This window comes from Streptomyces sp. KPB2 (assembly GCF_003950055.1).
In the GTDB taxonomy this organism is placed as follows: domain Bacteria; phylum Actinomycetota; class Actinomycetes; order Streptomycetales; family Streptomycetaceae; genus Streptomyces; species Streptomyces salinarius.
This window is the reverse complement of record NZ_CP034353.1, coordinates 4,961,946-4,977,232: the sequence shown is the minus strand read 5'-3', so window position 1 is coordinate 4,977,232 and position 15,287 is coordinate 4,961,946. Positions and strand designations below refer to the sequence as shown.

Here is a 15,287-nt window from a genome sequence, read left to right as displayed (position 1 = left end):
TGCCAGGCCTGTGGAAAACGCCGCCCGCGCCCTGTGGAAAACTCCGTCGCGGCACGCGACGGCCGTTCCGCCCCGCCTTCGACGGGCCGGACGCCGCGCCCCGCCTCGGGCCTCACCCCGGATAGACCGGCGCGGTCCCCTCCGTCACCTTCTGCCACTGGAGCCCGGACGGCAGCCGCACGATCAGGTCCTCCGAGTACGCCACCAGCGGCAGCCGCTCGTCCTCGGTGGCGGCGATCTCCTTGACGCCGGTCAGCGCGGCGGGCACCGTGACCTCCGGCGTCGAACCGTCGACCTGGACGTAACCGATCTGCTGGACGCCGCCGCTCTCCCGTCCGACCACCACGAGCCGGGCGTCACCGGCCCACGACATGGCCGTGACCTCCTCCAGTTCCGGGGTCGCGGAGCGCAGTTCGAGCACGGTGACCACGGGTGGCTCGCCGGCCTTCTCCTCACGCTCGATCCGTCCGATGAGCAACGACCGCTTGCCGTCCTTCTCCACGACGAGCGCGATCCGCACCCCGTCGGCGGCGACCCTTACGGCCTGAACGCGTCCGTCGAGGCCCGGCGTCCGGACCTCCACCGGATCGCCCGCGCCCTTCTCCAGCAGCAGCAACCTCGGGTCGGCCGGGTCACGGTCGGCGATCCACAGATCGCCCCGCGTGTCCCAGCTGGGTGCGGTCAGCCGGTCCTTCTCCGCCTTGCCCCCGCTGGTCAGCACGGGGTCGCCCAGCGAACCGCCCGACACCAGGGAGCCGACGTAGAGCGACTTGCTGTCGAGACCGATCCCGGCCGCGCTGTGCTCGTCGCGCGACACGGCCACCGACCGCATGGCCCGGTGCCCCTCGCCCAGGGGGCCGGGCACCGGTTCGGCCCGGGTCCCGTTGCTGCCGGCGGCGATCCGCACCAGGCGGTCCTCGTCGTCGAGGAAGTACAGGTAGTCGGGCCGTTGCGCCGAGCCGCGCGTCGCGACCGTCTCGGCCCTGTCCTCGGAGAGCGAACACATCTGCTCCCCGCCCGAGCGCAGCTCGACCTCCTCCACCGCCGGAGTGAGGTTCTGCAGCGTGAACAGGAGCTGCGCGGCCATCTCGTCGCACTCGTCGTCGCCCGCCGCGGCCGCCTTGTCGTTGAGCGGCACGGTCAGCTTGTTGCGGTCGTCGGGCGTCAGCGAGACCACGTCGTCCGCCAGCGCCGTCCCGGTCGGGAAGCTGGACCTGACCACGGGGTCCAACAGGCTCGTCGGACCGCTGAGCAGGGAGCGCACCACCTGGGTCAGCGGATCCACGCGCCGGCGCACGTAGACGGGGTCGGCGACGGCCGCCGGTTCCCGGACCGTGCCGGTGTCGGCGTCCGCCCGCGTCACGGCGTTCGACGCGAAGTAGTACCGGTTGACCGACATGTAATTGCGCTGGAAGTCCGACTTGCCCATGACGACGCCCTGCGGCAGCACGTCGATGCGCCACTGCTTGGTCTTTGGGTTGCGGGTGAGGTGCACCGACTCGCGGTACCGCCCCTCGGCCGGCGCGTACGACTGCTGCCCGTCCACCGTGGCGACCTTGGTGCCGGTCAGGTTGACCGAGTAGTCGTTGGCCTCCTCGCGGTTGCCCGAGTGGTCCGACACCGTCCCCGGGCCGTCCGCGAGCACCGTCGTCGACCGGTCCGGCCGCCAGTTCTTCGCGGCGTCGCCGGTCAGGTACTTCCGCGCCGTCTCGTAGTGCGGATCGTCGCTGGTCAGCGCCTCCAGGAAGCCCTGCACGATGTCGGCGGGCGGGTCGTCCTCCTGCGGCGGCATCGCGAACACCCGCACCTGAGGGTCCTGGCGGGGCGTGGACTCCACCCCGCGCAGGTCCCCGCTGTCGGGCATGGACGCACATCCCGCCAGCAGCACGAAACCGCAGGCGGTGTACGCCATCACGCGTGCCGGCCCCCGCCGACCGCTCCCCTCGCGGTCAGCGCCCACGAGATGCCTCCCCTTGCCTGCTCGACTCCTCGGAACCGGCGTCCGCACGGCTCGCCGCCGCCCCCGGTGCCGACCCGTCGTCCTGTCTCCGCGCGGCCCCCGAAACCGGCCTCGGCACCACGCGCGCCCCGTTGCCGGGCAGCGCCGTCGGGTCTGCGGTGGGGGCGACCGTGGCCTGCCGCGGCGTTATCGGCCCCCGCGCGGAGACCGTGGACGCCTGACCGGCGGGCGCCTGCGCCGGGACGCCGACCGCCTTGTCCATGCCGTGGCCGTGCGGCCGTGCGGTGTCGCCCGGGCCCGCGTCCTGGAGCCCGTGGTTGCGGCGCGAGTCGGCCGGCTCCAGCGGTATCGGCGAGCCCCGCAGCGGCTCGTCCGCCGTCCTGGGCAGCGTCAGCCGGAACTGCGAGCCGCCACCTGGCTCGCCCCAGGCCTGCAGCCAGCCGCCGTGCAGACGCGCGTCCTCCAGGGCGATCGACAGGCCCAGCCCCGTACCGCCGGTGGTACGCGCGCGTGCCGGGTCGGCCCGCCAGAAGCGGCTGAACACCCGGGTGGCCTCGCCCGGCTTGAGTCCGACGCCGTAGTCGCGCACCGCGACGGCGACCGCGCCGCCGGCGGCGGCGAGCTTGACGACGACGTCCCGGCCCTCGCCGTGCTCGACGGCGTTGACGACGAGGTTGCGCAGTACGCGTTCCACCCGCCGGGCGTCCGCCTCGGCGACGACGGGCTGCTGGTCGCCGGAGAGCCGTATCCGCGTGCCCTTGCGCTCGGCGAGCGGCTCCGCACCGCTGACGACCCGCCGTACGACCTCCCTGAGGTCTATCGGCTCGGCCTCGAGGGCGGCGGCGCCCGCGTCGAAGCGGCTGATCTCCAGCAGATCCGCGAGCAGCGTCTCGAACCGGTCCAGCTGATCGGCGAGCAGCTCGGCCGACCGCGCGGTCACCGGATCGAAGTCCACGCGCGCGTCGTGGATGACGTCGGCGGCCATCCGCACCGTGGTCAGCGGCGTCCGCAGCTCGTGCGACACGTCGGAGACGAACCGCCGCTGCATCCGCGACAGGTCCTCCAGCTGGCTGATCTTGAGCTGGAGGTTCTGCGCCATCTTGTTGAAGGCCTCACCGAGCCGGGCGATGTCGTCCTCGCCGGTGACCTTCATCCGTTCCTGCAGCCGCCCCGCCGACAGCCGCTCGACGATGCTCGCCGCCATCCGTACGGGCGTGACGACCTGGCGCACCACGAGCCAGGCGATGGCGCCGAGCAGCACGACGACGAAGAGCCCGGCCGTCGCCAGGGTGCCCCTGACCAGGCTGAGCGACTTCTCCTCCTGGGTGAACGGGAAGAGGTAGTACAGCTGGTAGGGCTCGCCGTTCGGGTCGTTGACCTGCTTGCCGATGACCAGTCCGGGCTGGGACGCCTGGTCGGAGTTGTAGACGATCCGGGTGTAGCTCTGGGCGGCCGCGGTGTCGCCGTCGATGCGCTCCCGCAGGGACTCGGGGACGCTGGCCGCCCAGTTGACCGTCCCGGAGGCGCGTGGACCGCGTCCGCTGCCGCTCTCCCCGCCCATGGGGAGGGTGACCACGTCGAACGCGCTCTGACCGCCGCTGGAGAGCGATTTCACCAGCTCGCTCATCCACTGGATGACGTTCTGCGAGGGGCGGCCGTCCGCGGGGGTGGTGTCGTCGCCGTTGGTGCTCGCCGCCTCCTCGGCCTTCTGCTTGGCCGCCGTGAAACCACCGGTGGCCTGGCTCTGGGAGGCCTTCACCTTGGCGTCGAGCAGTCCGTTGCGGACCTGCCCGATCACCACGAAGCCGAGGAGGAGCACCACACCCAGCGACATCAGCAGCGTGGTGGCGACGATCCTTAGCTGGATGTTGCGTCGCCACAGCCGCATGACCGGCAGCAGGGGGCGGCGCACCCAGCGCATGAACAGCCGGAGCACCGGGCTGCCCTGCACCCCGCCGTGCAGCAGCCCGCCCTCCAGCACGCGGCCGAAGCGCGAACCGGAGGGCTTGCGGCCGGCGGACTCGGGGCCGACAGGCCGCCCGGCGCGGGCCCCGGACCCGGGCGCCGAAGCGGCACTGTCCCTGGTCATGTCAGCTCGGTCCGGCCTTGTAACCGACGCCGCGGACGGTCACCACGATCTCCGGCTTCTCCGGGTCCTTCTCGACCTTGGAGCGCAGCCGCTGGACGTGCACGTTGACCAGGCGGGTGTCGGCGGCGTGCCGGTAGCCCCAGACCTGCTCCAGGAGCACCTCGCGCGTGAACACCTGCCACGGCTTGCGGGCCAACGCCACCAGCAGGTCGAACTCCAGCGGCGTCAGCGCGATCGACTGCCCGTCCCGCTTCACGGAGTGACCGGCCACGTCGATGACCAGGTCGCCTATGGCGAGCTGTTCCGGCGCCGGCTCCTCCGACCTCCGCAGGCGCGCCCGGATACGGGCCACCAGCTCCTTCGGCTTGAACGGCTTCACGATGTAGTCGTCGGCACCGGACTCGAGACCGACCACGACGTCGACGGTGTCACTCTTCGCCGTCAGCATCACGATCGGCACACCCGACTCCGCCCTGATCAGGCGGCACACCTCGATGCCGTCCCGGCCGGGCAGCATCAGGTCGAGCAGCACCAGATCGGGCTTGGTCTCCCGGAAGGCGGCCAGCGCCTTGTCGCCGTCGGCTACGAAAGATGGCTCAAAACCCTCACCACGCAGCACAATGCCGAGCATCTCGGCCAGTGCGGTGTCGTCGTCGACGACAAGGACTCGTCCCTTCATAAACGACATCATCCCATTAGCTAATCGTTACCTGGGGTGACCTGGCACACAGCGCGGCCAGGGCCTCGGCCGTCACGGGCGAAACCACGCCCTCCTCGGTGACGATCGCCGTCACCAGTTCGGGCGGGGTCACGTCGAATGCCGGGTTGTACGCCTGGCTCCCCAGGGGTGCCACCGGAATCCCGCCTCCCGCTCCCGCCACCGGCACCTGGGGTGCTGTGACCTCGGTCACTTCATGTCCGGGGCGCTGCTCCACCTCGATGGACGCCCCGTCCGGTGTGCCCGGATCCACCGTCGTGACCGGAGCCACCACGATGAACGGCACATGGTGGTACCGCGCGAGCACCGCGAGCGGATAGCTCCCCACCTTGTTCGCCACCGAACCGTCGGCCGCGATGCGGTCCGCGCCGATCAGCACCGCGTCGACCTCACCCGCCGCGAACAGCGAACCCGCCGCGTTGTCGGTGAGCAAGGTGTACGCCATGTCGTTGCGGGCCGCCTCGTATGCCGTCAGGCGAGCACCTTGCAGCAAGGGACGCGTTTCGTCCACCCACAGGCGGCGCAGCCGCCCCTCCCGGTGCGCCGCGAGCGCGACCGCGAACGCGGTCCCTTCACCGCCCGACACCAGCGAACCCGTGTTGCAGTGCGTGAGGACGCGGTGCCCTCCGGCGGGCAGCAGCTCGTCGAGCAGCGCCAGTCCGTGCGCGGCCATCCGGGCGCTGGCCTCGGCGTCCTCCCGGTGCAGCGCCCGTGCCGCGGTCAGCGCCGCGGCGGCGGCCTGCCGGGGGTCACCGGTCCTGGCGAGCGCCTCCTGATGGGCGGCCCGCGCCCGGCGTACGCCCACGGCGAGGTTCACCGCGGTGGGGCGGGCGCCCTCCAGCGCGACCGCGGCCTCGGTCACCTCGAAGCCCCGCACGGCGGCGAGCGCGACCCCGTAGGCGCCGGCGATGCCCAGCAGCGGTGCACCGCGGACGGCGAGCGAGCGGATCGCCTCGACCAGGGCGGCCGGGTCCGTGCAGACCAGCTCGACCTCTTCGGCCGGCAACCTGGTCTGGTCCAGCAGCACCAGCACCGGGCCCTCGGGGGGTTCCTCCCACCGAAGGACCGGTATCCCGGTCGGCCTCTTGTCCTCGCCGCTTCGCGCGTCCTGATCAGCCATGCGGTCAGTGTGCCCCCTGTACGACGGACAATTGAAGGTGCGCAGCCCCTACCGCGCCCGGTCCGCACCCGACGCCCCCATGGCACGATGGCTGCCAACCTGCCGCCGCGACCGCGGAAGGGCACCGTGAAGGAGCGACGATGAACGACACTCCGGGCTGGGCATCGCCCGGATCCGCCCCGTCCGACGGCCCAGGCCCCGGCGCGTCCGGCCCCGCCGACCGCCCCGCCGGCCCCGATCAGCCCGCGCCGCCCGCGGACCGGCCGGGTGCGGAACCGACGAGCCCCGGCACGAAGTGGTCCAAGGAGCAGCCGCCCCCCGGCCAGTGGTCCGCACCCACCGGACCCGCCGCACCGGGCCAGGCGCCGCCTCCTCCGCCGCCCGGCCCGGGCTGGGGCGCCCCGCCTCCCGGACCTCCGGGAGGCGGCTACGGCGGCTACCGAGGCCCCGGCGGCCCGGGCGGAGGCTACGGCGGCTACGGCGCCCCCGGTGGACACGGCGGCTGGGGAGGCGGCTGGGGCGGGCCCCCGCCCGCGGCCAAGCCCGGCGTGATCCCGCTCCGGCCGCTCGGCGTCGGCGAGATCCTCGACGGTGCCGTCTCGACCATGCGCACCCACTGGCGCACCGTCCTCGGCATCTCGCTGACCGTCGCCATCTTCACCGAGGTCATCGTCGTACTGCTCCAGGGCCTCGTCCTGGACAACACCGGCACCGAGGCCCTCAACGACCCCGACGCCACCCTGAGCGAACTCGGCGACGCGCTGGCCGACACCACGATCAACTCGGGTGTCATCTTCCTGTTCTCGCTGATCGGCACCGTCCTGGCCACCGCTCTGCTCACCACCGTCACCAGCCGCGCCGTCCTCGGCCGACGCGTGACCACCGGCGAGGCCTGGCAGGACGCCCGCCCCCAGGTGCTGAAGCTGTTCGGCCTGATCCTCCTGCTGATCCTCATCGCCGCCAGTCTCCTCACCGCCGGCATGACGCCCGGTCTGATCATCTCGGCCACCGCGGGCGGCGAGGCCGGGGTGGCCCTGTCCGCCCTGGGCTTCATGGCGGGCGGCGTCGTCGCGATCTGGCTCTGGGTCCGCTTCTCGCTCGCGTCCCCCGCGCTGATGCTGGAGAAGCAGGGCATCAAGAAGGCGATGGCCCGCTCGGTGAAGCTGGTGCGCGGCTCCTGGTGGCGGGTCTTCGGCATCCAACTGCTCGCCACGGTCATCGCCAACGTCGTCGCGTCGATCATCGTCATCCCGTTCACCTTCCTCGCCGCGGCCCTCGGCGGCGACGGGATCGGCGGCTTCCTGGAAGGCACCGGAGACCTCGGCTGGACGTTCCTCGTCGTCAGCGGCATCGGCTCGGTGATCGGCTCCATGATCACTTTCCCGATCACGGCGGGCGTGACCGTCCTGCTGTACATCGACCAGCGCATCCGCCGCGAGGCTCTCGACCTCGAACTGTCCCGCGCCGCCGGCGCCCCCGGCCCCGGCGCCTCCGGCGCCGTCCCGGGGAGCTGATGCGGTGAGCACGTCGGGGGGAGTTCTCACGGAGGTGCTGTCGCGCGCCGCCGCACGAACGGTGTCGCACGCCAGCGACACCTCCGTGCTGTCGGCACTGTCGCTGACGCGCTCCGGCGACGAGCCGCCGGTGACGATCCCGCGCGACCCCGCGCGGGAGGCGGCACGGCGCGAGCTGTCCAAGCGCATGTACCACGAGAACGACCCCAGCTGGTTCCAGCGGGCCCTGAACGCCTTCTGGGACTGGATCGGAGAGCTGTTCAGCAGGGCTTCCACCGCGACACCGGGCGGGACGCTCGGCCTGGTCGTCGTCATCCTGGCCGTGGTGGCGCTGCTCGGCGCCCTCTGGTGGCGCCTGGGCACCCCCCGCCGCAGTCCCGTCTCCGCCCCCGCCCTCTTCGACGACCGCCCCCGCGGCGCCGCCGACCACCGCGCCGCCGCCGAGGCACACGCCGCCCAAGGACACTGGAGCCAGGCCGTCCAGGAACGCATGCGGGCCGTCGTCCGCGCCCTCGAGGAACGCGCCCTGCTCGACACCCGCCCCGGCCGCACCGCCGACGAGGCGGCCACCGAGGCGGGCCGCGCCCTGCCCGACCACAGGGACCGCCTGCGCACCGCCGCCCGGGACTTCGACGACGTCGCGTACGGCGGCCGGCCCGGCAGCGAACAGTCGTACCGGCGCCTCACCGAACTCGACCACGACCTGGAACGCAGCAAGCCGCACCTGGCGAGCAGCACGGCCGGAGCCACGGGCGACGCGGACCGGGACACCGCCCGGGGAGCCGCCGAATGACCACCGAGGCCACGCTCCCCACCACCGCGGCCTCGCCCACCGCCCGCCAGGTGTGGACCCGCACGCGCGGCATCGCCCTCGCGCTCGTCCTGCTGCTCGTCGGAGCCGTCGCGATCGCGGCGGTCCGCTCCGACGCCCGGCACAGCGAACTCGACCCGCGCTCCGCCGACCCCTACGGCAGCCGCGCCGTCGCCGAACTCCTCACCTACCGGGGGGTCTCCACGCGCGTGGTCACCACCCTGGACGAAGCACGGGCCGCGACAGGCCCGGACACCACCCTGCTGGTCGCCGTGCCCGACCTCCTGACGGAACGCCAGCAGACGGGACTCCACTCCGCGACGACCGGCTCCGGCGGACGCACCGTCCTGGTCGCCCCCGGCGGCGGCGCCGTCGAGCGCCTCGCCCCCGGCGTCACGGCCGACCCCGCGCTCAGCCTCGACTCGACCCTGGCCCCCGCCTGCGACCTGCCCGCCGCCCGACGCGCCGGCAACGCCGACACGGGCGGCATCCGCTACAGCACCCACCTGGAAGCCGACGCCTGCTACCCCAGCCGGCGCCTGGCCACCCTGCTCCGCATCCCCGACCCGACGACGGAGGCCTCTCCGGAAGGCCTCCCGGGCGACACCGTCGTCCTCGGCGCCCGCGACATCCTCTTCAACAACCACCTCGACGAACACGGCAACGCCTCGCTCGCCCTCCAACTCCTCGGCTCCCGCGACCATCTGGTCTGGTACCTCCCCTCCCTCTCCGACGTCCCGGACCCCGACGACGAGCGCGGCTTCTTCGACCTGATCCCGTCCGGCTGGCTCTGGGGCACCCTGCAGCTCTTCATCGCCGCCGCCCTCGCCGCCCTGTGGCGGGCACGCCGACTCGGCCCCCTGGTGCCCGAAAAACTCCCCGTCGCGATCCGCGCCTCCGAAACCGTCGAAGGCCGCGCCCGCCTCTACCGCAAGGCGAACGCCCGCGACCGCGCCGCCACCGCTCTTCGCTCCGCCACCCGCACCCGCCTCGCCCCTCTCACCGGCGTCCCCGTCTCCCAGGCGCACACACCCGAGTCCCTGCTCCCCGCCCTGTCCGCCCACCTCCACGGCACCCACGGCGACGGACAGTCCCTGCACGCTCTCCTCTTCGGCCCGCCGCCCGGCGACGACGCGGCCCTGATCGCCCTCGCCGACCAACTCGACGCCCTCGAAAGAGAGGTACGCCGTCCATGATGGACCCGACCACTGACAACGCCGGGCAGACTGCGGCCCCGGGCAACGCCCGCGCCGCTCTCGAAGCCCTGCGCGCCGAGATCGCCAAGGCCGTGGTCGGCCAGGACGCCGCCGTGACCGGTCTCGTCGTAGCCCTGCTCTGCCGGGGCCACGTCCTGCTCGAAGGCGTCCCCGGAGTCGCCAAGACGCTCCTCGTCCGCACCCTCGCCGAGGCCACCGAACTCGACACCAAACGCGTCCAGTTCACCCCCGACCTGATGCCGAGCGACGTCACCGGCTCCCTGGTCTACGACGCCCGCACCGCCGAGTTCTCCTTCCAGCCCGGCCCGGTCTTCACCAACCTCCTCCTCGCCGACGAGATCAACCGCACGCCCCCGAAGACGCAGTCGTCCCTCCTGGAAGCCATGGAGGAACGCCAGGTCACGGTGGACGGCACGCCGCGCCCTCTCCCCGAGCCCTTCCTCGTCGCGGCCACCCAGAACCCGGTCGAGTACGAGGGCACCTACCCCCTCCCGGAAGCCCAGCTGGACCGCTTCCTCCTCAAGCTCACCGTCCCGCTCCCCACCCGCCAGGACGAGATCGACGTCCTCACCCGCCACGCGGCCGGCTTCAACCCGCGCGACCTGCACGCCGCCGGCGTACGCCCCGTCGCGAGCGCCGCCGACCTGGAGGCCGCCCGCGCGGAGGCCGCCAAGACGACCGTCTCCCCGGAGATCACCGCCTACGTCGTCGACATCTGCCGCGCCACCCGCGAGTCGCCGTCCCTCACCCTCGGCGTCTCCCCGCGCGGAGCCACCGCACTGCTGTCGACCGCCCGCGCGTGGGCCTGGCTCACGGGCCGCGACTACGTCACGCCGGACGACGTGAAGGCCCTGGCCCTCCCCACCCTCCGGCACCGCGTCCAGCTCCGTCCGGAGGCCGAAATGGAGGGCGTGACCGCGGACTCGGTCATCAACGCGATCCTCGCCCACGTCCCCGTCCCCCGCTGATGGCACTCACCGGACGAGCCGCGCTCATCGCGGCCCTGGGCTCCGTTCCCATCGGCATCTGGGACCCCGGCTGGACGGGCATCCTCACGGTCAACGCCCCGCTGGCCGCCGCCTGCGCCTGCGACTTCGCCCTGGCCGCCCCCGTACGCCGCCTCGGTCTGACCCGCTCCGGCGACACGTCCGCACGTCTCGGCGACACCGCCGACGTCACCCTGACGGTGACCAACCCGTCGGGCCGCCCACTCCGGGCCCGTCTGCGCGACGCCTGGCCGCCCAGCAGCTGGCAGGCCGGCACGGAAACGGCGGCCTCCCGTCACACCCTGTCGGTGCCCGCCGGCGAACGCCGCCGCGTGACCACCCGCCTGCGCCCTACCCGCCGCGGCGACCGCCACGCCGACCGCGTCACGATCCGCTCGTACGGACCCCTGGGCCTCTTCACCCGCCAGGGCACCCATCGAGTTCCCTGGACGGTACGCGCCCTCCCCCCGTTCACCAGCCGCAAGCACCTCCCCTCCAAACTGTCCCGCCTGCGCGAACTCGACGGTCGCACCAGCGTCCTCACCCGCGGCGAGGGCACGGAGTTCGACAGCCTGCGCGAGTACGTCCCCGGCGACGACACCCGTTCCATCGACTGGCGCGCGACAGCCCGCCAGTCCACCGTCGCCGTACGCACCTGGCGCCCCGAACGCGACCGGCACATCCTGCTCGTCCTCGACACCGGCCGCACCTCGGCGGGCCGCGTCGGCGACGCCCCGCGCCTCGACGCCTCCATGGACGCCGCTCTGCTCCTGGCCGCCCTGGCCTCCCGCGCCGGCGACCGCGTCGACCTCCTCGCCTACGACCGGCGAGTACGTGCCCTGCTCCAGGGGCGCACGGCGGGCGACGTCCTTCCCAGCCTGGTCAACGCCATGGCGACCCTGGAGCCGGAGCTCGTGGAGACCGACGCGCGCGGCCTCACCGCCACGGCCCTGCGGGCGGCCCCTCGCCGCTCCCTGATCGTTCTCTTCACGACTCTCGACGCGGCCCCGATCGAGGAAGGCCTGCTCCCCGTCCTGCCGCAACTGACCCAGCGCCACACGGTCCTCGTGGCCTCGGTGGCCGACCCGCACGTGGCAAGAATGGCCCAGGCCCGCGGCCACACGGACGCCGTCTACGAAGCAGCAGCGGCCGCACAGGCCCAGTCGGAACGCCGTCGCACCGCCGACCAACTCCGTCGGCACGGTGTCACCGTCGTCGACGCGACCCCGGACGAGTTGCCGCCGTCCCTCGCGGACGCCTATCTGGAGCTCAAGGCGGCCGGCCGGCTGTAAACGGCGGGGCGGGGCAGGGCCGAAGGGCCCTGCCCTTTCCTCACTTCAAAGCCCCCCCAAAACGCAGAAAGCCCCGCACCGTTCCCGGTGCGGGGCTTCCTCGCAATAATTGTTCGGCGGCGTCCTACTCTCCCACAGGGTCCCCCCTGCAGTACCATCGGCGCTGTAAGGCTTAGCTTCCGGGTTCGAAATGTAACCGGGCGTTTCCCCTACGCTATGACCACCGAAACACTATGAAACTCTCAACCGCACCACGCTGTGGACGTGGGGTTGTTCGTGGTTTCAGAACCAACACAGTGGACGCGAGCAACTGAGGACAAGCCCTCGGCCTATTAGTACCGGTCACCTCCACACCTCACGGTGCTTCCAGATCCGGCCTATCAACCCAGTCGTCTACTGGGAGCCTTAACCCCTCAAGGGGGTGGGAGTCCTCATCTCGAAGCAGGCTTCCCGCTTAGATGCTTTCAGCGGTTATCCCTCCCGAACGTAGCCAACCAGCCATGCCCTTGGCAGAACAACTGGCACACCAGAGGTTCGTCCGTCCCGGTCCTCTCGTACTAGGGACAGCCCTTCTCAAGACTCCTACGCGCACAGCGGATAGGGACCGAACTGTCTCACGACGTTCTAAACCCAGCTCGCGTACCGCTTTAATGGGCGAACAGCCCAACCCTTGGGACCGACTCCAGCCCCAGGATGCGACGAGCCGACATCGAGGTGCCAAACCATCCCGTCGATATGGACTCTTGGGGAAGATCAGCCTGTTATCCCCGGGGTACCTTTTATCCGTTGAGCGACGGCGCTTCCACAAGCCACCGCCGGATCACTAGTCCCGACTTTCGTCCCTGCTCGACCCGTCGGTCTCACAGTCAAGCTCCCTTGTGCACTTACACTCAACACCTGATTGCCAACCAGGCTGAGGGAACCTTTGGGCGCCTCCGTTACTCTTTAGGAGGCAACCGCCCCAGTTAAACTACCCATCAGACACTGTCCCTGATCCGGATCACGGACCCAGGTTAGACATCCAGCACGACCAGACTGGTATTTCAACGACGACTCCACCCACACTGGCGTGCGAGCTTCACAGTCTCCCAGCTATCCTACACAAGCCGAACCGAACACCAATATCAAACTGTAGTAAAGGTCCCGGGGTCTTTCCGTCCTGCTGCGCGAAACGAGCATCTTTACTCGTAGTGCAATTTCACCGGGCCTATGGTTGAGACAGTCGAGAAGTCGTTACGCCATTCGTGCAGGTCGGAACTTACCCGACAAGGAATTTCGCTACCTTAGGATGGTTATAGTTACCACCGCCGTTTACTGGCGCTTAAGTTCTCAGCTTCGCCCCACCGAAATGGAGCTAACCGGTCCCCTTAACGTTCCAGCACCGGGCAGGCGTCAGTCCGTATACATCGCCTTACGGCTTCGCACGGACCTGTGTTTTTAGTAAACAGTCGCTTCTCGCTGGTCTCTGCGGCCACCCCCAGCTCACGGAGTAAATCCGGTCACCAGGTGTGGCCCCCCTTCTCCCGAAGTTACGGGGGCATTTTGCCGAGTTCCTTAACCATAGTTCACCCGAACGCCTCGGTATTCTCTACCTGACCACCTGAGTCGGTTTAGGGTACGGGCCGCCATGAAACTCGCTAGAGGCTTTTCTCGACAGCATAGGATCATCCACTTCACCACAATCGGCTCGGCATCAGGTCTCAGCCGTATGCAAGGCGGATTTACCTACCTTGCGGCCTACACCCTTACCCCGGGACAACCACCGCCCGGGATGGACTACCTTCCTGCGTCACCCCATCACTCACCTACTACAGGTCTGGTTCGTCGGCTCCACCACTCCCACTGACGGCAAAGCCGGCAGCAGGCGGTCTCACGGACTTAGCATCGCCTGGTTCGATGTTTGACGCTTCACAGCGGGTACCGGAATATCAACCGGTTATCCATCGACTACGCCTGTCGGCCTCGCCTTAGGTCCCGACTTACCCTGGGCAGATCAGCTTGACCCAGGAACCCTTAGTCAATCGGCGCAAACGTTTCTCACGTTTGTATCGCTACTCATGCCTGCATTCTCACTCGTCAACCGTCCACAACTACCTTCCGGTGCTGCTTCACCCGGCAGACGACGCTCCCCTACCCATCCATACAGGCGTTGGCCCTATTGTATGAATGACACGACTTCGGCGGTACGCTTGAGCCCCGCTACATTGTCGGCGCGGAATCACTAGACCAGTGAGCTATTACGCACTCTTTCAAGGGTGGCTGCTTCTAAGCCAACCTCCTGGTTGTCTGTGCGACTCCACATCCTTTCCCACTTAGCGTACGCTTAGGGGCCTTAGTCGATGCTCTGGGCTGTTTCCCTCTCGACCATGGAGCTTATCCCCCACAGTCTCACTGCCGCGCTCTCACTTACCGGCATTCGGAGTTTGGCTAAGGTCAGTAACCCGGTAGGGCCCATCGCCTATCCAGTGCTCTACCTCCGGCAAGAAACACACGACGCTGCACCTAAATGCATTTCGGGGAGAACCAGCTATCACGGAGTTTGATTGGCCTTTCACCCCTAACCACAGGTCATCCCCCAGGTTTTCAACCCTGGTGGGTTCGGTCCTCCACGACCTCTTACAGCCGCTTCAACCTGCCCATGGCTAGATCACTCCGCTTCGGGTCTTGAGCGTGCTACTGAATCGCCCTGTTCGGACTCGCTTTCGCTACGGCTTCCCCACCCGGGTTAACCTCGCAACACACCGCAAACTCGCAGGCTCATTCTTCAAAAGGCACGCAGTCACGAGAACAAGGCAAGCCTTGTTCCGACGCTCCCACGGCTTGTAGGCACACGGTTTCAGGTACTATTTCACTCCGCTCCCGCGGTACTTTTCACCATTCCCTCACGGTACTATCCGCTATCGGTCACCAGGGAATATTTAGGCTTAGCGGGTGGTCCCGCCAGATTCACACGGGATTTCTCGGGCCCCGTGCTACTTGGGTGTCTCACAAGCAAGCCGCTGACATTTCGACTACGGGGGTCTTACCCTCTACGCCGGACCTTTCGCATGTCCTTCGCCTACATCAACGGTTTCTGACTCGCCCTGTTGCCGGCAGACAACAGAAGTGAGATCCCACAACCCCGCACACGCAACCCCTGCCGGGTCTCACACGTGAACGGTTTAGCCTCATCCGGTTTCGCTCGCCACTACTCCCGGAATCACGGTTGTTTTCTCTTCCTGCGGGTACTGAGATGTTTCACTTCCCCGCGTTCCCTCCACACTGCCTATGTGTTCAGCAGCGGGTGACAGCCCATGACGACTGCCGGGTTTCCCCATTCGGACACCCCCGGATCAAAGCCTGGTTGACGACTCCCCGGGGCCTATCGTGGCCTCCCACGTCCTTCATCGGTTCCTGGTGCCAAGGCATCCACCGTGCGCCCTTAAAAACTTGGCCACAGATGCTCGCGTCCACTGTGCAGTTCTCAAACAACGACCAACCACCCATCACCCCGAGACTTACAATCCCGAGTGCACTGGGGCCGGCAACCGAAGACCCAGCCTCACGGCCGTGCCCTCAGACACCCAACAGCGTGCCCGAC

At 69.5% G+C, this 15,287-nt stretch carries 9 protein-coding genes and 2 rRNA genes; 5 read left to right on the top strand and 6 right to left on the bottom strand.

The window, feature by feature from the left end; genetic code table 11:
- Positions 1-112: 112 nt before the first annotated feature.
- Genes D1J63_RS22400 through mtnA form a run of 4 tightly spaced genes read right to left on the bottom strand, consistent with a single transcriptional unit; the run spans position 113 to position 5,887 of the window.
- Positions 113-1,960 carry an LpqB family beta-propeller domain-containing protein gene (locus D1J63_RS22400; protein ID WP_125631126.1) on the bottom strand — a complete coding sequence of 616 codons (1,848 nt, stop codon included), beginning with the start codon at positions 1,958-1,960 and terminating at the stop codon, positions 113-115.
- Positions 1,950-4,049 carry an MtrAB system histidine kinase MtrB gene (mtrB, locus tag D1J63_RS22395; protein ID WP_125631125.1) on the bottom strand — a complete coding sequence of 700 codons (2,100 nt, stop codon included), beginning with the start codon at positions 4,047-4,049 and terminating at the stop codon, positions 1,950-1,952. Before mtrB ends, D1J63_RS22400 begins: the two co-directional genes overlap by 11 nt.
- A 1-nt stretch (position 4,050) precedes the next feature.
- On the bottom strand, positions 4,051-4,740 hold the full coding sequence (gene mtrA, locus D1J63_RS22390; protein ID WP_003975799.1) for a two-component system response regulator MtrA: 690 nt from the start codon (positions 4,738-4,740) through the stop codon (positions 4,051-4,053).
- A gap of 4 nt (positions 4,741-4,744) precedes the next feature.
- Positions 4,745-5,887: an S-methyl-5-thioribose-1-phosphate isomerase gene (mtnA, locus tag D1J63_RS22385; RefSeq protein ID WP_125631124.1), complete on the bottom strand. Its 1,143-nt coding sequence runs from the start codon at positions 5,885-5,887 to the stop codon at positions 4,745-4,747.
- A gap of 140 nt (positions 5,888-6,027) precedes the next feature.
- Between mtnA and D1J63_RS22380 the strand changes: the two genes are divergently transcribed.
- The 5 genes from D1J63_RS22380 (at position 6,028) to D1J63_RS22360 (ending at position 11,707) form a co-directional block, all read left to right on the top strand.
- Positions 6,028-7,401, top strand: a complete 1,374-nt coding sequence (locus D1J63_RS22380; RefSeq protein WP_125631123.1) for a glycerophosphoryl diester phosphodiesterase membrane domain-containing protein — start codon at positions 6,028-6,030, stop codon at positions 7,399-7,401.
- A 61-nt stretch (positions 7,402-7,462) separates the two neighbouring features.
- Positions 7,463-8,194, top strand: a complete 732-nt coding sequence (locus D1J63_RS22375; protein ID WP_164713212.1) for a DUF4129 domain-containing protein — start codon at positions 7,463-7,465, stop codon at positions 8,192-8,194.
- Positions 8,191-9,408 (top strand): DUF4350 domain-containing protein, encoded by a 1,218-nt coding sequence (locus tag D1J63_RS22370; protein ID WP_164712924.1) that lies wholly within the window; start codon positions 8,191-8,193, stop codon positions 9,406-9,408. The genes D1J63_RS22375 and D1J63_RS22370 overlap by 4 nt, the downstream gene beginning before the upstream one ends.
- Complete coding sequence (locus D1J63_RS22365) at positions 9,408-10,397, top strand: MoxR family ATPase (RefSeq protein ID WP_102928893.1); 990 nt, start codon at positions 9,408-9,410, stop codon at positions 10,395-10,397. The genes D1J63_RS22370 and D1J63_RS22365 overlap by 1 nt, the downstream gene beginning before the upstream one ends.
- The gene (locus D1J63_RS22360) at positions 10,397-11,707 is read left to right on the top strand and encodes a DUF58 domain-containing protein (RefSeq protein WP_125631121.1); all 1,311 of its coding nucleotides are present in this window, start codon (positions 10,397-10,399) and stop codon (positions 11,705-11,707) included. Before D1J63_RS22365 ends, D1J63_RS22360 begins: the two co-directional genes overlap by 1 nt.
- Before the next feature lie 111 nt (positions 11,708-11,818).
- Here the strand turns inward: D1J63_RS22360 and rrf are convergent.
- Together rrf and D1J63_RS22350 are read right to left on the bottom strand one after the other, a co-directional pair.
- Positions 11,819-11,935: ribosomal RNA gene (gene rrf, locus D1J63_RS22355) — 5S ribosomal RNA — on the bottom strand.
- A gap of 84 nt (positions 11,936-12,019) precedes the next feature.
- Positions 12,020-15,142 (bottom strand): 23S ribosomal RNA (locus D1J63_RS22350).
- Between the last annotated feature and the right edge of the window lie 145 nt (positions 15,143-15,287).

What these genes read in the sequence shown, in the direction of transcription:
- mtrB (WP_125631125.1), bottom strand. Translation starts at nt 4,049, where the DNA reads ATGACCAGGGACAGTGCCGCTTCGGCGCCCGGGTCCGGGGCCCGCGCC.
- D1J63_RS22380 (WP_125631123.1), top strand. Translation starts at nt 6,028, where the DNA reads ATGAACGACACTCCGGGCTGGGCATCGCCCGGATCCGCCCCGTCCGAC.
- mtnA (WP_125631124.1), bottom strand. Translation starts at nt 5,887, where the DNA reads ATGGCTGATCAGGACGCGCGAAGCGGCGAGGACAAGAGGCCGACCGGG.
- D1J63_RS22360 (WP_125631121.1), top strand. Translation starts at nt 10,397, where the DNA reads ATGGCACTCACCGGACGAGCCGCGCTCATCGCGGCCCTGGGCTCCGTT.
- D1J63_RS22365 (WP_102928893.1), top strand. Translation starts at nt 9,408, where the DNA reads ATGGACCCGACCACTGACAACGCCGGGCAGACTGCGGCCCCGGGCAAC.
- D1J63_RS22370 (WP_164712924.1), top strand. Translation starts at nt 8,191, where the DNA reads ATGACCACCGAGGCCACGCTCCCCACCACCGCGGCCTCGCCCACCGCC.
- mtrA (WP_003975799.1), bottom strand. Translation starts at nt 4,740, where the DNA reads ATGATGTCGTTTATGAAGGGACGAGTCCTTGTCGTCGACGACGACACC.